Source organism: Acidisoma sp. C75 (assembly GCF_054665095.1).
The window spans coordinates 190,123-206,244 of record NZ_BAAFHD010000002.1; the positions used below are offsets into that span (position 1 = coordinate 190,123).

General features: G+C 69.5%; 15 protein-coding genes. 7 read left to right on the top strand and 8 right to left on the bottom strand.

Going from position 1 to position 16,122, the window contains the following annotated elements:
• Positions 1–29: 29 nt before the first annotated feature.
• From ACYQ7X_RS03170 to ACYQ7X_RS03180, 3 genes are read left to right on the top strand one after another with little or no spacing between them, the layout of a single operon-like run.
• Positions 30–1,097 carry an aminotransferase class V-fold PLP-dependent enzyme gene (locus tag ACYQ7X_RS03170; protein ID WP_459695380.1) on the top strand — a complete coding sequence of 356 codons (1,068 nt, stop codon included), beginning with the start codon at positions 30–32 and terminating at the stop codon, positions 1,095–1,097.
• Between the two features lie 2 nt (positions 1,098–1,099).
• A complete protein-coding gene (locus tag ACYQ7X_RS03175) occupies positions 1,100–2,770 on the top strand; it encodes a formate--tetrahydrofolate ligase (RefSeq protein ID WP_459695619.1) in 1,671 nt (556 codons plus the stop codon).
• A gap of 36 nt (positions 2,771–2,806) precedes the next feature.
• Positions 2,807–3,745 (top strand): Gfo/Idh/MocA family protein, encoded by a 939-nt coding sequence (locus ACYQ7X_RS03180; RefSeq protein WP_459695381.1) that lies wholly within the window; start codon positions 2,807–2,809, stop codon positions 3,743–3,745.
• Between the two features lie 48 nt (positions 3,746–3,793).
• On the opposite strand, the gene holA is transcribed toward ACYQ7X_RS03180, so the two are convergent.
• The 6 genes from holA to ACYQ7X_RS03210 form a co-directional block, all read right to left on the bottom strand.
• On the bottom strand, positions 3,794–4,807 hold the full coding sequence (gene holA, locus ACYQ7X_RS03185; RefSeq protein WP_459695382.1) for a DNA polymerase III subunit delta: 1,014 nt from the start codon (positions 4,805–4,807) through the stop codon (positions 3,794–3,796).
• A gap of 19 nt (positions 4,808–4,826) precedes the next feature.
• Positions 4,827–5,411, bottom strand: coding sequence for an LPS assembly lipoprotein LptE (gene lptE / locus ACYQ7X_RS03190; RefSeq protein WP_459695383.1), 585 nt, complete (start codon positions 5,409–5,411; stop codon positions 4,827–4,829).
• Positions 5,412–5,418: 7 nt separating this feature from the next.
• Complete coding sequence (leuS, locus tag ACYQ7X_RS03195) at positions 5,419–8,034, bottom strand: leucine--tRNA ligase (protein ID WP_459695384.1); 2,616 nt, start codon at positions 8,032–8,034, stop codon at positions 5,419–5,421.
• A gap of 166 nt (positions 8,035–8,200) precedes the next feature.
• Complete coding sequence (locus tag ACYQ7X_RS03200) at positions 8,201–8,701, bottom strand: DUF3576 domain-containing protein (RefSeq protein ID WP_459695385.1); 501 nt, start codon at positions 8,699–8,701, stop codon at positions 8,201–8,203.
• Between the two features lie 222 nt (positions 8,702–8,923).
• Positions 8,924–10,186, bottom strand: coding sequence for a porin (locus ACYQ7X_RS03205; protein ID WP_459695386.1), 1,263 nt, complete (start codon positions 10,184–10,186; stop codon positions 8,924–8,926).
• Between the two features lie 353 nt (positions 10,187–10,539).
• Positions 10,540–11,784: a porin gene (locus tag ACYQ7X_RS03210; protein ID WP_459695387.1), complete on the bottom strand. Its 1,245-nt coding sequence runs from the start codon at positions 11,782–11,784 to the stop codon at positions 10,540–10,542.
• A gap of 309 nt (positions 11,785–12,093) precedes the next feature.
• Here ACYQ7X_RS03210 and ACYQ7X_RS03215 point away from each other — a divergent pair, with 309 nt between their 5' ends.
• From ACYQ7X_RS03215 to ACYQ7X_RS03225, 3 genes are read left to right on the top strand one after another with little or no spacing between them, the layout of a single operon-like run.
• On the top strand, positions 12,094–12,831 hold the full coding sequence (locus tag ACYQ7X_RS03215; RefSeq protein WP_459695388.1) for a YggS family pyridoxal phosphate-dependent enzyme: 738 nt from the start codon (positions 12,094–12,096) through the stop codon (positions 12,829–12,831).
• Positions 12,809–13,384 (top strand): Smr/MutS family protein, encoded by a 576-nt coding sequence (locus ACYQ7X_RS03220; RefSeq protein WP_459695389.1) that lies wholly within the window; start codon positions 12,809–12,811, stop codon positions 13,382–13,384. Before ACYQ7X_RS03215 ends, ACYQ7X_RS03220 begins: the two co-directional genes overlap by 23 nt.
• Entirely contained in the window at positions 13,381–13,815 is a 435-nt protein-coding gene (locus tag ACYQ7X_RS03225; protein WP_459695390.1) for a helix-turn-helix domain-containing protein, read from the top strand. The genes ACYQ7X_RS03220 and ACYQ7X_RS03225 overlap by 4 nt, the downstream gene beginning before the upstream one ends.
• On the opposite strand, the gene ACYQ7X_RS03230 is transcribed toward ACYQ7X_RS03225, so the two are convergent.
• Positions 13,802–15,106 carry a leucine-rich repeat-containing protein kinase family protein gene (locus ACYQ7X_RS03230; RefSeq protein WP_459695391.1) on the bottom strand — a complete coding sequence of 435 codons (1,305 nt, stop codon included), beginning with the start codon at positions 15,104–15,106 and terminating at the stop codon, positions 13,802–13,804. The genes ACYQ7X_RS03225 and ACYQ7X_RS03230 overlap by 14 nt on opposite strands.
• 99 nt (positions 15,107–15,205) lie before the next feature.
• Positions 15,206–15,424: a DUF1127 domain-containing protein gene (locus ACYQ7X_RS03235; protein ID WP_459695392.1), complete on the bottom strand. Its 219-nt coding sequence runs from the start codon at positions 15,422–15,424 to the stop codon at positions 15,206–15,208.
• 244 nt (positions 15,425–15,668) lie between these two features.
• On the opposite strand from ACYQ7X_RS03235, the gene ACYQ7X_RS03240 reads away from it, so the two are divergent.
• The gene (locus ACYQ7X_RS03240; RefSeq protein WP_459695393.1) at positions 15,669–16,118 is read left to right on the top strand and encodes an RrF2 family transcriptional regulator; all 450 of its coding nucleotides are present in this window, start codon (positions 15,669–15,671) and stop codon (positions 16,116–16,118) included.
• Positions 16,119–16,122: the final 4 nt, after the last annotated feature.

Sequence of the window (16,122 nt, forward strand, 5' to 3'; positions counted from 1 at the left end):
GGGGCGAGAACTGGAGAAAGATCTGCGGCATGCTTCTGCTTATTCCCGGGCCGGTGATGACGCATCCCTCGGTGCGGCAGGCGGCCAACCGCGATGTCGCGCCTTGGGATCAGGCGGTGCGGGAGGAGATCGCCCATCTGCTGCAGCGGCTGCGCGCGCTGGCGGGCGGGGTGGAGGGCGCGCATGCCGCGCTCAGCCTGCAGGGCTCAGGCCATTTCGTGGTTGAGGCGGCGCTTCGCACCTTCCTTCCCGGCTCGGACAGCGCGGCGCCGGGGAAGATCTTGATCCCCGCCACTGGCCAGTATGCGGATCGGATGCTCCGCCTGGCGCGGGAAGCCGGGCGCCGCGTCTCGGTGCTGCCGGCGTCCCTCACCCGCCCGCTCGATGCGGCGGCGGTCGGCGAAGCGCTCGCGGCCGATCCTGCCATCACGCATGTCGGGCTGGTCTATAGCGAGACCAGTACCGGCATCGTGCATGACGTGGCGGCGATCGGCGAGGTGGTGCGCGCCCATGGCCGGCGGATGATCCTCGATGCGGTTTCCGCCTTCGGCGCGCTGCCGGTGCGCATCGCCGACCACCCGGAGATCGATGCGCTGCTCTTCACCGCCAATAAGTGCCTCGAAGGGCTGCCCGGCTTCGGCATCGCCGTCTGCCCCATTCCGCGGCTGGTCGCGGCCCGGGGCAAGGCCGGCAGTTGGACGCTCGATCTCGCCGACATCTACCGCAACGGTGAGGAGAACGGGCCCGGCGCCGCCCGCTTCACGCCGCCCATCCAGGCCATGGTCGCACTCGGCACCGCGCTCGACCGGCTGGAGCGGCGGTTCCAAGGCCCGATCATCGCCAATATCCGCGCCCCTGCGCATCCCGACTGGGATCTCCGCCACTTCGTCGAGGTCTTGAAGACCCACGGCGTGCTCATCAGCAATTTCCGCAATACCGAGGAGCCGAGCATGCGGATCGGCGCGATCGGGGCAATCGGGGTGGCGGAGATCCGCTTTGCCGTCGCCGCCATCGGGCAGACGCTGGATGAACTCGGCTGGCACGGGCAGGATGGCGGGGCGGCACCGCTGAGCGCAGGGGAATGGAAAGACGCATGAGCATGGGTCATGACGAGGCGATCGCCCGCGGCGCGGCACTCCGCTCGATCGCGGAGATCGCAACGAAGGCCGGCATCCCGGAAGCGGCGCTCGAGCCCTACGGACGCTTCAAGGCCAAGGTCGGGCTCGATTTCGTGACCGAGGCCAGCGCCCGGCCGCCGGGCAAGCTCGTCCTCGTCACCGGGATCAGCCCGACGCCGGCGGGCGAAGGCAAGACGACGACGACGATCGGCCTCGGGGACGCGCTCAACCGCCTCGGCGCCCGCACGATGATCTGCCTGCGGGAGCCGAGCCTCGGCCCCTGTTTCGGCGTCAAGGGCGGGGCGACCGGCGGGGGCCGCGCGCAGGTGGCGCCGATGGACCAGATCAACCTGCATTTCACCGGGGACTTCCACGCCATCACCGCGGCGCACAACCTGCTCGCCGCGATGCTGGACAACAGCCTCTTCTGGGATAATCCGCTCGGTATCGATCCGCGCCGCATCCGGCTGCGCCGCGCGCTCGATATGAATGACCGCGCGCTCCGCGCTATCATCAACGGCCTCGGCGGGGTTGCCAACGGCGCCCCGCGCGAGGATGGGTTCGATATCACCGTCGCCTCCGAGGTCATGGCGATCTTCTGCCTGGCGCGCGACCTTGAGGATCTCCAGGCGCGTCTCGGCCGCATCGTGGTCGCCGAGCGGCGGGACCAGAGCCTTGTCACGGCGGCGGATCTCAAGGCCGCCGGCGCCATGGCGGCGCTGCTGCGCGATGCCTTTCAGCCCAATCTGGTGCAGACGCTGGAAGGCTCGCCGGCGCTGGTGCATGGCGGGCCTTTCGCCAATATCGCCCATGGCTGCAATTCGGTGATGGCGACGCGGCTCGGCCTCGGGCTCGCCGATGTGGTGGTGACGGAGGCAGGCTTCGGCGCCGATCTCGGCGGCGAGAAATTCCTCGACATCAAGTGCCGGCAGGCCGGGCTCGCGCCGGATTGCGCGGTCGTCGTCGCCACCATCCGGGCGCTCAAGATGCATGGCGGCGTGGCGAAGGATGCGCTCGGCCCGCCGAACGTGGCGGCGGTGGTGCGCGGCGCGGCCAATCTGCTGCGCCATGTCGAGAATATGCGCAAATTCGGCCTGCCGGTGGTGGTCGCGCTCAACCATTTCACGAGCGATAGCGAGGAGGAGCGGGCGGCGCTGCGGGGGCTGCTCGAGCCCGCCGGGGTGCGGCTCGTCTCCTGCACGCATTGGGCCGATGGCGGCGCCGGGGCAGAGGAGCTTGCCCGCGCGGTGCGCGGCGTGCTCGCTCAAGATGCTGCGCGATTCGCGCCGATCTACGCCGATTCGCTGCCCCTGGCCCGCAAGATCGAAACGGTCGCGGCCGAGATCTACGGCGCCGAGGGGGTCGATTTCGCCCCCACCGCGGCCCGCCGCCTTGCCGCCATCAGCGAGGCAGGCTTCGGCCATCTGCCCGTCTGCATCGCCAAGACCCAGTATAGCTTCAGCGCCGATCCGAGCCTGCTCGGCGCGCCGAGCGGCCATCGACTGCCGGTGCGGGAGGTGCGGCTGTCCGCCGGGGCAGGCTTCGTCGTCGTGCTGGCCGGCACCATCATGACGATGCCGGGCCTGCCGCGGGTGCCCGCTGCCGAGCGGATCGGGCTAGACGCCGAGGGGCGAATCATCGGACTATTCTGAACGCGGCCCCGACGAGGGCTGACCAGGGAGACGCCAGTGACGAGAAAGATTGCCATCATCGGTCTGGGCAAGATCGCGATCGACCAGCATGTGCCCTCCATCCTCGCCAATCCGGCCTTCGAGTTGGCCGCCATCGTGAGCGGGCGTGGTGCGACGGTGAACGAGTTGCCGAGCTTCCGCACCCAGGAGGCGCTGTACGAGGCGATGCCGGAGGTGGATACGGTGGCGATCTGCACGCCCCCGGCCGGCCGGTTCGAAGCGGTGCGGGCGGCCTTGCTCGCCGGGCGGGACGTGCTGATCGAAAAGCCCCCGGCGGCGACCTTGGGCGAGATCGCGGAACTGGCGGCGATCGCCGAGGCCGAGCGGCGGGTTTTCTTCACCACCTGGCATTCCCGCTTCAACCCCGGCGTGGAGGAAGCGCGCAAGCGCCTCGCCGGGCGCCGCCTCGCCCGGCTCGCGGTCGATTGGCGGGAGGATGTGCGCCGCTGGCATCCGGGCCAGGCCTGGATCTGGGAGCCGGGCGGCTTCGGCGTCTTCGATCCGGGGATCAACGCTCTCTCGATCGTCACCGAAATCGCGCCCGAGCCGCTCTTCGTCACCGCGGCGCGGCTGGAGGTGCCTGCCAACAGGCAGACGCCGATCGGCGCCACCCTGCGCTTCACGACCGCCGATCCGGTGGCGGGCGCCGATCTCGGCGCCGTCTTCGACTGGCGGCAGGAGGGCGAGCAGAGCTGGACGATCACCGCCGAGACCACGGAAGGCACCGTGCTGAGCCTCACCGATGGCGGCGCGACCCTCGCCGTCAACGGCGATACCGTCATCGCTCAGGCGATGCAGGAATACCCGCGCATCTACGAGATGTTCGCACGCCTGCTGGAAGAGGGGGAGTCGCATGTCGATATCCGCCCGCTGCGCCTGGTGGCCGATGCCTTTCTGCTCGGCGAGCGGCAGATGACGGCTGCTTTCGAGGATTGATCCGCCCCTCCGGTCGGCGTCACCGCGGGCGCCGCCCGGCTTTGCGGCTTACCGGCCCCGCAGGCGCTGGGCGCGGCGGGCAAGCGCGATGATCGCGCCGTGCGCCACCGCCTCCGCCGGCAGGCCGGTGCTCTTGCATTGGATCTCGGCCTCGCGCAGCGCGCGCTGGGCGGCGCCCACCGCCGCCTCGCTCCAGAGCCCGGCCGCCTCGATCAAGGCGCGCTCCCGCCGGAAGAAGACCGGCGGCCGCAGCGCCTTCACCGCTTCCTGAGGCCCGGCGCCGGTGCTGCGCAGCGCCGCAAGCTGCGCCAGCCGGTCCATATGGCCATGCGCCGCGCGGATGAGACCCACCGGCGTCGCCCCTTCGGCGAGGGCGATGGCGGCCGCGCGCTCAGCCTCGCCGACGGCGCCGCGGGTCGCCGCATAAAGCGCGTCCTCGGCCGAAAGATCGCTCTGATCGGCGACCACCGCCTCGATCGCCGCCATATCGATAACGCCCCCTTCGCCGACATAGAGGGCGAGCTTGAGGGCCTCGGCGCGCACCAGCCCGCGATCGCCGCCGAGGCGGGCGGCCAGCCAATCGAGCGCCTCGCCACTCGCCGTCACCCCCTCCGCCTCGAAAAGGCCGCGCAGCGTGGTCTTGAGCGCCGCCCCTTCCTCGGGGTAGCAGGCGAGCGCCCCGGCCCGCTGGTCCTTCTCCGCCCAGGCCCGCAGCTTGGAGCGCGGGGTCAGCTCCCCGGCTTCGAGAATGATGAGCGAGCCTTCGGCATCCCGGCAGAGCGCGGGGAGGGCGCCGGCCAGGCTATCCGTTGCCTCGCGCACGCGGAGCACCCGGCGGCCGCCGCCGAAAGCGATGGCCGTTGCCTCCAGCGCCAGCGTGCCGGCATCGGGGCGGGTGAGTTCGATGAAGCGGAAAGGATCGTCCAGCGTGCCGGCCGCCGCCCGTGCCAGGGCCTCGCCGCGTTCGCGCACCAGGCCGGCATCGGGGCCGTAGAGCAGCAGGGCGCGCAGCCGTGCGGCATCCCGGCAGAGGCCGGGGAACTCCCGCGCGTCGATCTTCATGCGCGGCCCATGCGGCAGCTCAACCCTGCTTCTGGGCAGCCTCGAGGCGCCGGCCGCTCGGCGTGAAGTAATGCGCGAGCCGGGTCACGATCTGGTCGGCGACCATATCGGCCAGCCGACGATCCACCACCGAGGTTTCGAGTTCCTGGCCGAAGGGCTGATTGTCGAAGGCATTGAGGCTATCCGTCGCCTCCGCCACATTGCGCAGCAGCACCTTGTCCGGCTGGTCCTGGCTGGTGAGGGTCCAGGGGGCGGTGGCGATGAACCGCACATAGGTGATCGTGCTGTCCTGCTGGATGCCGAGGCCGACCTGGGTGACGTTGAAGGACAGCGCGAGGGTGTAGCGCGTCACCGTCGGCACCTCGCCGCCATAAAGCCGCGCCTGGAGTGCCTGGCGCAGCACCTGGCCGACGCGGTCGCTCAGCAGCGGCACGGCGACCTCGCGGAGCTGCGCTTGCACCGATTGCGCGCCCGCCGGCACGTTGCCGAAAGCCCCCGGTGCGTAGAGCGGATGCGGATCGCAGCCCGCGAGCCCGCCGGCAAGGCCGAGCCCGAGGGCGGAGCCGCTGAGCGAGAGGAATCTCCGGCGGGGGATCGGGCTCATGCCGCGCTCAACCTGCGATGACGAAGTTGACGATACGATCCGGCACATGCACCCGCTTGACGATGCGCTTGCCTTCGAGCGCGCGGGCGACGTTGGGTTCGGCCTCCGCCGCGGCGATGACCGCATCGGCCGGGCTGCCGGGCGGAAATTCGACCGTGCCGCGCAGCTTGCCCATGACCTGCACGGCGATGATGACGCTTTCCGCCGCGGTCAGGCTTTCGTCATGCGCCGGCCAGGGCTCATCCGCGACGAGCCCGCCGCCGGGGTTGAGCAGGGCGTTCATGCTCTCCGCCAGATGCGGCATCATCGGCGCCGAGAGGCGGATCATCATGCCGAGCGCCTCGCGCCGGGCGGCGGCCAGCGAGGTATCGGCCGGTGCCGCGGCGGCATCCTTCTCCGCCTCCGTCATCGCGCCGGCAAGCTCGTAGAGACGGGCGACGGCGAGGTTGAAGCCGAAACCCTCGATCGCCTCCGTCACCGCCTGGATGGTGCGGTGCGTGCTGCGGCGGAGCTTGCGCGCGGCAGAACTCCATTCGGCCGGGGCGGAGACCGGGCCGAGGGCCGCGATCGTCTCCGCCAGGCGGTAGAGGCGCTGGGTGAAGCGATAGGCGCCGGCAACCCCCGCCTCGGTCCATTCCATGTCGCGCTCGGGCGGATTGTCCGACAGGATGAACCAGCGCGCGGTATCGGCGCCGTAGCGTTCGATGATGGCGCCCGGATCGATGGTGTTGCGCTTCGATTTGGACATCGCCTCGATCCGCCCGATCGTCACTGGCTCGGCCGTCCCGGCGACGACGGCGGTGCCATCGGACCGGCGCTCGACCTCGGTCGGGTAGAGCCAGCGGCCATCGGCGCCGCGGTAGCTTTCATGCGTCACCATGCCCTGGGTGAAGAGGCCGGCGAAGGGCTCGGCGGTGCCGATATCCCCGAAGGAGGCCATCGCCCGGGTGAAGAAGCGGGAATAGAGCAGGTGCAGGATCGCATGCTCGATCCCGCCGATATACTGATCGACCGGCATCCAGTAATCGGTCGCCGCGCGCAGCACGGGCTCGGCCGCCTGCGGGCTGCAGAAGCGGGCGAAATACCAGGAACTATCGACGAAGGTATCGCAGGTATCGGTCTCGCGCCGGGCGGCCGCACCGCAGGCGGGGCAGGCGACGTGCTTCCAGCTCGGATGATGGTCGAGCGGATTGCCCGGCCGGTCGAAGCTGACATCCTCGGGCAGCACCACCGGGAGTTGCTCTTCGGGCACCGGCACGATGCCACAGGCGTCGCAATGGATGACCGGGATGGGGCAGCCCCAGTAGCGCTGCCGGCTCACCCCCCAATCCCGCAGGCGCCAGTTGGTTTCGCCCTCGCCCCAGCCGATCTCCTTGAGGCGGGCGATGGCGGCGGCCTTGCCATCCTCGACGCCAAGGCCATCGAGGAAGCCGGAATTGATCAGCGTGCCGGGGCCGCTATAGGCCTCTCCGCTCGGCAGGTCGCCCTGCGCCGGCTTCACCACCGGCCGAATCGGCAGCCCATAGGCGGTCGCGAAGTCGAAATCGCGCTGGTCATGCGCGGGGCAGCCGAAGATCGCGCCGGTGCCATAGTCCATCAGCACGAAATTCGCGATCCAGACCGGGATTTCGGCATCCGCGATGAAGGGATGGCGGACGCTGAGGCCCGTCGGCAGGCCGCGCTTTTCGGTCGTCTCGATCGCCGCGGCGGTGGTGCCGAGGCGGCGGCACTCGGCGATGAAATCGGCCGCCGCGGCGTTCTTCTCGGCGATCGCAAGCGCCAGCGGATGCTCGGGCGCGAGTGCCAGGAAGGACATGCCGAAGAGCGTATCCGGCCGCGTGGTATAGACTTCGATATCGGCGATGCCGCCCTCGGGCGCGGTCAGCGGAAAGCGGATGCGGGCCCCTTCGCTGCGGCCGATCCAGTTCGCCTGCATCAGCCGCACCCGTTCGGGCCAGCGATCCATCCCATCGAGGGCAGCCAGCAGCTCAGGCGCGAATTTGGTGATGGAGAAGAACCATTGGGAGAGTTTCTTCTTTTCGATCAGCGCGCCGGAACGCCAGCCCCGCCCGTCGATCACCTGTTCGTTGGCGAGCACGGTGCCATCCACCGGATCCCAGTTGACCCAGGACTCGCGCCGTTCGACGAGCCCGGCTTTCATGAACCGCAGGAAGAGCTTTTGCTGTTGGCCGTAATACTCCGGCTGGCAGGTGGCGAATTCGCGCGACCAGTCGATCGAGAGGCCCATGCGCTTCAGTTCGCCGCGCATGGCGCGGATATTGTCCCAGGTCCAGCGGGCGGGGTGAATGCGCCGTTCCCGCGCGGCATTTTCGGCGGGCAGGCCGAAAGCATCCCAGCCCATGGGGTGCAGCACGTTGAAGCCCCGCGCCCGGCGATAGCGCGCGACGACGTCGCCGAGGGTGTAGTTGCGGACATGGCCCATGTGGATCTTTCCCGAAGGGTAGGGGAACATCTCCAGCACGTAATATTTCGGGCGGCCGTCTTCCGGCACGTCCGGCGCGGCGAAGCAGCCCCTGGCGTCCCAGGCTTGCTGCCATTGCGGCTCCAGGGTGCGGAAGTCGTAACGCGGGCTTTGCGGTTCGGGCGAGGTAGGATCGGTCATGGCCTGTCTATCCGGCACTTCCCGCGTCGGGGCAAGTCGCGGGTGAGGACGGGCGGTTTGCGCCGGCGCCAAACCTGCCCCCAAGGCCGGTCGGCGCCGCTGCGCGGGCGGAGAAGGAGAGGCGAGCGGGCTGCCCGCGGCTGGCTGGTCGCCGCGGGCAAGCGCCTCAGTTGGTCGCGGATTCGACGCGCAGCTGTCGGGCGCGGGCGAGCACCTTGTCTTCCAGCTCCTGATCGGTGCCGGGGGCCACCTGGGCATCGGTCCACTGCCCGTTCTGCAGCACCTGCTTGAAGACGGTGACGCGCACGCCATCGGCCTGGAGATCCTGGCCGAGGATATAGGCGGTTGCCTTGTAGCGCTCGGTCGCGTCGCCGGGCGGCTGGTACCAATCGGTGATGATGACGCCGCCGAAAGGATCGGCCGAGGAAAGCGGCATGAAGGAGAGGGTATCGAGCGCGCCGCGCCAGAGATAGGCGTTGACGCCGATGCCGGTGGCGCCTGCGCCATTCGTCGCATGCGGATTCTTGTTGATGCCGAAGGAGAGCCCGTTGGCGCCGAGCAGTCCGCCGCCCTGATCGCGATAGCCGGGGCCGGAGACTTCGTCGCCGTTCAGCACCGTGGGGTTGACCGGCTTCACCGTCCCGCCGCAGCCGGAAAGCGCGGCCAAGCTGAGGATGATGGCGGCGGAGAAACCGCGCGCTAGAAAAAGGGAAGTCCTGTTCGTCGATGCCATTGCGCCTGCCCGGAGAAGGAGACCGCACCAATGCGCGGGGCCTTGTCTCTAACCTTCACCGTCCCGCCTGCCAAGCATCAAGCAGGCTCAGGGATCAAAGAAAAGGCGGCGGGGAAAACCCCGCCGCCTCTTCATACCTAGCCGAAGCCAGTCAGCTTACCACTGGATCTGGGTGCCGACGCCGAAGAGCTGAGCCTGCACGCGGTTGTTCGCCGTGCCGGCATTGCCCGTCAGGAAGTCGTAACCACCCTGCTGGCGCCAGCCATAGAGGTAGTCGACGAACAGGTTGACGCCGGGAACCAGGGTGTAGGTGCCGCCGGCCGCGAAGCCGTTGTCCACCTGCTGGCCCGGGGTCAGGCCCTGGGAGGTGATCACGCCGCCAGCTTCGGTGCCGCCGGGCAGGTTACCCGTCGTGTTGAAGCGGAAGTAGCTCGCACCAAAGGTCATCGGGCCAGCGGTGTACTGCGCACCACCGAGCCAGCCGACCGCGTTGCTGCCGCCATCGGGCTCCAGCTGGAAGGAGGAGGTGTTATAGGCACCGTAAACCGCGTTGCCGCCGAAGGTGAAGCCGGCAACCGTCATCGTGGCGCCGCCGGACACGACGCTCAGGGCCTTGTAGTTCAGGCCGTTAACAGCGGCGCTGCTGCCGGTGTAGCCGACCTTGCCGCCATACTGGTAGTCGAGGCCGAGCTGGATGCCGACCGGGCCGAAGGTGTGCGTGAACTGGCCACCGATATCGATGACGTTCTTGGCCTGGCCGCCATTCGCCTGGAAGACCGGCGAGGGGGTGGAGGTGATCGCCGGGCCGTAGTTCTCAGCCGTGTTGTTCGGCGTGAAGCCGAGCGCGAACTGGAAGCCGCCCATCGTCGGGGACAGGTAGACGATCTTGTTCGAGGTCTGGTTGAAGCCAGAGTCGACGAAGGGATAGGTCACATAGGCAGCGCCGGGAAGGAGCGCCGGGATGTCACCATTCCAGCCACCGTCGTTGAAGCCTTCAAAGGTGCCGGTCTCGAACAGCACGGTCGGGCCGTTTTCCTGACCGAAGCTGACCTGGCCGAGCTGAGGCAGGCCGAGGTAGCCATAGGCCTGGAAGACATAGAGGGTTTCGGTGTTGGCGCTCGTGCCGGTGCCGGATGCGCCGTTCTCACGGATTTCGGCGGCAGCACCGTAGTGCAGGCCGTTGGCGGCGACGCCGTCGAAGCCCGGGTAGAGGCGCATATAGCCCGTGAAGCCGGCGGTCGAGGTCTTGGTGCCGTTGATGTTGTCAGCCGTAGAGCCTTCAACGCCCGCGTACCAGTTGACGCGGCCGTTCAAGCGAACCGTGACGGAGCCCGGAGCCGCGGTCTGCGCGCTGGCCATGGAAACCAGCGCCATCGAGGCGCCCACGGTCGCAACCGTCGCGAGTAGGAGCTTACGCATTTATTCCTCCTGGTTAAAGCCGGAGACCGGCCATCAATATTCCGCCCCTACCGTCAACCTGTGCTCATGCAGAAGATGCCGAGCGGCTTTAGGAGTAGCGCGGCGAATAATGGTCATCCACCTGTCAAAACCGCAACCGGAACGCAGCCGCAGCATGACATTTACGAAACACTGTGGCAAAAAAACCACAAGCACTGCGCGGGTGAAGCGATCTCGCTGAGGGGCACGGTTTCGCAGGGCATCCAGGAGTGGCGCAGTGGCCGATCACAAAAAAAGCGGCCGGATCCGGCCGCTTTTCTCGTCCGCCGCCGGCCGGAGCAACCACCCCGGCCGGGAAGTGAGGCGTTCCTGGCTTACCAGTAGAGCCAGGTGCCGACGGCGAAGACCTGCGCCATCGTGTCGTTGTTGGAGGCGCCAGCCTTGCCGGCCAGGAAGTCGTAACCATGCTGGTGACGGCCGCCATAAAGGTAGGAGGCGAAGAGCTTCATGCCCGGCACCAGGAGGTAGGTGAGGCCGGCGGCCGCGCCGTATTCCCGGCGGGTGCCTTCCGTCGTCGGCGAGGACCAGTCGCCCTGGCTGTCATAGACGAAATAGCTGGCGCCGACGGTCAGCGGGCCGGTGGTGTAGGAGCCGCCGGCGAGCCAGCCGACCGCTGTCGCCCCACCCTGGTAGTTCGGCTCGAACTGGCCATTCATGTTGCCGAACTTGGTGTTGCCGCCGACGACGAAGCCGGCATAGCTCAGGGTCATGCCGAAGCTGCCGACATTGACCGCCTGATAGGGCAGGCCGGCCTTGGCCGCGCCGGTATAGGCGACGGCGCCGGAGCCCATGTAGGCTGCGGACATATTGAGGCCGAGGCCGCCGAACTTCTGGTTGTAGCGCGCGCCGACTTCGACCGTGTTGCGGCGCAGGTCGTTGGCGGTCGGGCTCGAGGTCACGGCCGGGCTGTAGTTCTCGGCCGTCTGGTTCGGCTCGAAGCTGAGACCGAAGCTCAGGCCGCTCCAGCTCGGGCTGATATAGTCGATCTTGTCGGTCGTGCGGGTGTTGTTGCCCCAGGTGAAGGGATAGATCGGGCGGGCCGGGGCATTGACGAAGTAGTTCTGCACGTCGCCGTTCCAGCCGCCGTCGTTGAAGCCCTCGGGGCCACCTTCGAAGCGGCCGGTATCGAAGAGGTAGATCGCGCCTTCCTGCTGGCCGAAGCGGACGAGGCCGAGCTGCGGCAGGCCGATATAGCCGAAGTCACGCAGGACATAGAGCGTCTCGCTGCTGGCGCTGGTGCCCGGGCTGGAGGCAGTGTTCTCGCGGATTTCCGCCTGCGCGCCATACTGCAGGCCGTTCGCGGCGACGCCATCGAAGCCGGGGTAGAGGCGGAAATAGCCGCCAAAGCCGGTGCCCGCGTATTTCGTGCCACCATAGCTCTGGCCGGTGAAGCCGCTCACGCCGGCCCACTGCGCCACGCGCCCGCCGAGGCGGACGACGACGCTGCCGGGCGTGATCTTCTTGGTGAAATCGGGGCTCGAAACCTGGGCCTGGGCGGCACTGGCAAGGCCCAGGGCGGCGGTGAGGGCGGCCGCGCCGGCCAAGAGATACTGTCGCATGAAAACTGCCATCCTTCGTTAAAGCCGAGCGCCAGGAGGCCGCCGGCGTGGCGGAGGCGTGCCATTCCCGCGAATGGCCGGGTCTCCGCCAAACTATGGTTTCAATCGTCGTCAAACGCCTGTTGCGTCCCTGTCGGGAGAGAGCCCGAGGCGCGGTCTGGCCGACGCCTCAGCAATCCTGACATTTTTGCAACAGCTGCCTGTGGGGCTTTTGCCACAGCCCTCCCGGAGCTTGTGTTAAGCTTGCGAGACAAGCGTGCCCCACCGCGACACTTGACCGCCGGGGGCCTTGGGCGGATTTTGCCGCTCATGACAGAGCCCGCTGAGCCCGCTCCGGTCGCCGCCGGTTCCGCCGCGGCCATTGCTGCTGCCCTCGGCACGGTGCGCGCCGCGATCGCGGCCGCCGCGGCAGCCGCGGGGCGCGATGCCGCGGCGGTTACACTGGTTGCCGTGTCGAAATTTCATCCGGAGGGCGCGGTGCGGGCGGCCCTCGCCGCCGGCCAGCGGGTTTTCGGCGAAAACCGGGTGCAGGAGGCGGCGACGAAATTCCTCCCGCTGCGGGCCGAGGCGGACTTCACGCTCCACATCATCGGCGGTTTGCAGACCAACAAGGCGCGCGATGCGGTGCGGATCGCCGATGTCATCGAAACGTTGGATCGGCCGAAGCTCGCCGATGCGATTGCCGATGCGGCTGCCCGCGAAGGGCGCTGCCCAGGGCTCTTCGTGCAGGTCAATGTCGGGGACGAGCCGCAGAAGGGCGGCGTGCCGCGGGCGGAGGCGGATCGCTTCATCGCCGCCATGCAGGCGCGTTTCGGGGAGAAGCTGCAGGGGGTGATGGCGATCCCCCCCGCCGAGGCCGATCCGCTGCCGCATTTCCGCTGGCTTGCCGATTGCGCGCGGCGGCATGGGCTGGCGGGCCTCTCCATGGGCATGTCGGCCGATTTCGCCACGGCGATTGCCTGCGGCGCCAGCTATGTCCGTATCGGCACCGCGATCTTCGGCCACCGACCGGCAGGACCGGCCCTTGGCCCCGCGCCGGCTCACTGAAAAGGAGCGGGCCGAATGGCTGGGCTTTGCCCAGACCATCGGCGCCAAGCCGCTGCATCCGGCCGAAGCGATGGCGCTCGCCGCTTTCGCCGTCCCGGCCGAGCCGCCCGCGCCGCCCGCGCCGCCACCCGCCGCCGCCGCGGTGATCGAGGCGCCCGGCAAGGCCCCGCCCCGCGTGGCACGACGTCTGCCCGCCGGCGCCCAGGCGGCTGCTGAAATCGCCGTCGGTGCGCCGACACCCGGGCTCGACCGCGCCTCCTGGGACAGGTTGCGGCGCGGCCGGCTGCGGCCGGAACGCCAGCTCGACCTGCATGGCCGCACCGCCCAGGCGGCCTTCGCCGCCTTCGAGCAGTTCATCGCCAGCGCCCGCAGCGAGGGCATCCGTTGCGTCGAGATCGTCACCGGGCGCGGCGCCGGCGAAGGCGGGGTCTTGCGGCGGGAATTGCCGCACTGGCTCAACCTGCCGCAGATCCGCGGCGGCATCCTGGCCGCCGTCCATCCCCACCGCGCCAATACCGGCGCCGTACTGCTGCTGTTGCGGCGCCGGACATGACGCCCTTCGGCGCGCGGCTGCGGGCGCTGCGCCAGGCCCGGCATGTGACGCTCGCGGCCCTCGCCGCCCAGCTACAGGTCTCGCCCGCCTATCTCTCGGCGCTGGAACATGGCCGCCGCGGCCGGCCGAGCGCCGGGCTCGTCCATCAGGTCTGCGAGTTCTTCGGCCTCATCTGGGATGACGCGGAGGAGCTGGCGGAACTCGCCCGGCTTTCCCATCCGCGCGTGACGGTCAATACCGCCGGGCTGTTGCCGGAGCAGACGGCGCTGGCTAACCGCCTCGCCCAGACGATCCACAGCCTCTCGCCCGAGACCATCGCCGCCATGCACGCGCTGTTGGACGCGACCGCCCCGCTGCCGAAGCCACGCTTGCGCAGACGCGCCGCCTCCCGCGCGCAGGACGGCGAGAGGGGCGCGGTCAAACCGCGCTGAGCAGGCGTTCGATCTCCGCCATGGCCGGCGCGCCCGCCCCGGCCGGCGCCTGGCAGGCGGCGGCGAGGCCAGCGAGGCCCGGCACTTCCCCTGCTTGCGAGCAGCGATCAAGCAGCTCGGCGATCAGAATGCCGAAGGCGCGCCGGTCGATACCGGCGAGCGCGGCTGCTTCGGGCCCGGAGGGCAGGCGCGATGCGGCGCCAAAATCGCTGAGGATCGGGCGCTGCCCATCCCACAGGATATTATGCGCGTAGAGATCGCCATGCGAGAGGCCGGCGGCATGCAGATGGCCGGTGGCCGAGGCGACCCCGCGCGCGATGGTGCGGAGCATGCCCAAGGTGAAGCGGCTCCCGGGCGGGTAGATGTCGCGCGTGCAGCTATCGAGGCTGGGTGGCGCGGCAAGCGGGCGGGCATCGGGGCTGAGGCGCGGCATCACCAGCGCCTCGGCGCCTTCGGGGTGGCCGCGAACCGCACCGAGTGCCGAGAGAAGATGCGGGTGGCGGCCGGCGGCCAGCATCGCCGCCATCTCCTGGCCGGGCAGCCCGTCGCTCGTCATCCGGCCTTTGAAGAGCTTGACCGCAACCGCTGCCCCCGTGGGCCGCAGCCGCATGGCTTGCACCGTGCCGGAGGCGCCTTCGCCGAGCGGCCCGCTGGCTTGCGGATCGGGCCGCAGGCGCGCCCAGGCAATAGGCGGCTCGGCCGGCAGGTGCGAGGCTGGACCGAAGCTATTGCCCGCCCAGGACAGCCAGGCGAGGCGGGGGAGGGTGCCCAGCCAGCCGGGCAGCCGCTCCAGCCGATTGGCGGAAAGCCGCAGCAGTTCGAGCTGGGTGGCGCCAGCGAGGCTTTCCGGCAGCGCCGTCAGCTGGTTGCCGGAGAGCAGCAGCTTCTGCAGATGGGGCCGCGCGCCGAGGGCTGCGGGCAAGCGGTGAAGCGCGTTGTCGGTCACGGTCAGCCAGCGGAGCCTCGGGGGCAGCGCGGTCTCCGGGATCTCTTCGAGGCCGGCCGCGCGGATGCCGATCTGGGCGAGGGCGGGGCAGCTGCCCAGAACCTCCGGCAGGCGGCGGAGGCGCGTGCCGGAGAGGAAGAGGATGCGCAGGCGGCGGAAGCGGGCGAGGTCGGCCGGCAGTGCCGTCAGCGGATTGCCGGAAAGATCGAGGAATTCGAGCGTGTCGGCGAGCGCCGAAAGCTCAGCGGGCCAAGTGTCGAGACCCGCACCCGCGAGATCGAGCCGACGCGCCCCGGAGAGATCCCCGCGGCGGAGTGCCGCGAGGCTCACTTCGCCGGCGCTCATCGGGCGGCTGCGCGCTGAGCGGGAAGGTTCGGCGCGGCACCGCCCGGCACTGCCACCGGCAAGGCCCTTCGCTTGGCCGGGCGAAAGGCCTGTCTCGGATCAGCGGCGGTAGGAGCCGGCGGCGACCGCCGGGATATCGAGGCGGCTGAGGCCGAGTTCGCCGAGTTCCTCATCCGAGTAGGTTTCGAGTTCGCGGACGAGGCGGGCGCGTTCACGGCGCGCCTCGACGAAACGCTCGAAGCGGAGACGCAGCGCCTGGATGCGCCCGTTCAGGCTGTGGCCGAGGCTGGAAGACTGGGAATGGGCGAGAAGGGCCATGGTCATGCTCCTCAGCATTTGTGATGCGATGCAACATAAGCCCGTCCTTCGGCAGATTCCATTGCGCAGTGCAGCGTGGTGACATGCAATTCCGTCACATGTTCGTTATACCGAGCATTCGGGCGAGGCCAGCATTTCCGCATGCCGCGCCGAGGCGGCTCTCCCCCGGCTCGTATCGCTGCCTATATGAGAGCGGCAGGCCGCGCATCGCCCAATGCCGGCGGATGATCCGGAGGACGGGCCGATGCTCATGCGGCGTGAGCGCAGCTATACGGCAGTGGCGGTGATGCTCGATATCGGCTGGCATGCCGGGCGCGAGCGGCTTGAGAGCGCGGGCGATATCGCCGACCGCCTCGCCATGGCCCGGCGCGGCATCGAGCCTGTGCTGCAAGTGCTGACCAGGGCCGGGCTGCTCGAAAGCCTGCGCGGCCCCCGGGGCGGCTATCGCCTCGGCCGCAGCGCCGCGCGCATCACGCTCTCCCAGATCGTCGCCGCCGTGACGGCGGAGGAGGTGCCGCATGGCGAGGCCGCGGGCGGGGCGCTGCGTGCCGCCGCCCTTGAGCCGCTCTGGCAGGAACTGGAGGCCAATTTGCGGCGGCAGTTGAGCGGCGTGACGCTGGCCGGGCTGATGCAGCGGGCCGAAGCCCATGGCGCGCGCCGCCGCGGGCCGGGCGCGGCCGCCCTCGTGCTCTGACCGC

What these genes read in the sequence shown, in the direction of transcription:
- ACYQ7X_RS03230 (WP_459695391.1), bottom strand. Translation starts at nt 15,106, where the DNA reads ATGAGCGCCGGCGAAGTGAGCCTCGCGGCACTCCGCCGCGGGGATCTC.
- ACYQ7X_RS03240 (WP_459695393.1), top strand. Translation starts at nt 15,669, where the DNA reads ATGCTCATGCGGCGTGAGCGCAGCTATACGGCAGTGGCGGTGATGCTC.
- holA (WP_459695382.1), bottom strand. Translation starts at nt 4,807, where the DNA reads ATGAAGATCGACGCGCGGGAGTTCCCCGGCCTCTGCCGGGATGCCGCA.
- ACYQ7X_RS03210 (WP_459695387.1), bottom strand. Translation starts at nt 11,784, where the DNA reads ATGCGACAGTATCTCTTGGCCGGCGCGGCCGCCCTCACCGCCGCCCTG.
- ACYQ7X_RS03175 (WP_459695619.1), top strand. Translation starts at nt 1,100, where the DNA reads ATGGGTCATGACGAGGCGATCGCCCGCGGCGCGGCACTCCGCTCGATC.
- ACYQ7X_RS03235 (WP_459695392.1), bottom strand. Translation starts at nt 15,424, where the DNA reads ATGGCCCTTCTCGCCCATTCCCAGTCTTCCAGCCTCGGCCACAGCCTG.
- ACYQ7X_RS03225 (WP_459695390.1), top strand. Translation starts at nt 13,381, where the DNA reads ATGACGCCCTTCGGCGCGCGGCTGCGGGCGCTGCGCCAGGCCCGGCAT.
- ACYQ7X_RS03205 (WP_459695386.1), bottom strand. Translation starts at nt 10,186, where the DNA reads ATGCGTAAGCTCCTACTCGCGACGGTTGCGACCGTGGGCGCCTCGATG.
- ACYQ7X_RS03170 (WP_459695380.1), top strand. Translation starts at nt 30, where the DNA reads ATGCTTCTGCTTATTCCCGGGCCGGTGATGACGCATCCCTCGGTGCGG.
- leuS (WP_459695384.1), bottom strand. Translation starts at nt 8,034, where the DNA reads ATGACCGATCCTACCTCGCCCGAACCGCAAAGCCCGCGTTACGACTTC.
- ACYQ7X_RS03215 (WP_459695388.1), top strand. Translation starts at nt 12,094, where the DNA reads ATGACAGAGCCCGCTGAGCCCGCTCCGGTCGCCGCCGGTTCCGCCGCG.
- lptE (WP_459695383.1), bottom strand. Translation starts at nt 5,411, where the DNA reads ATGAGCCCGATCCCCCGCCGGAGATTCCTCTCGCTCAGCGGCTCCGCC.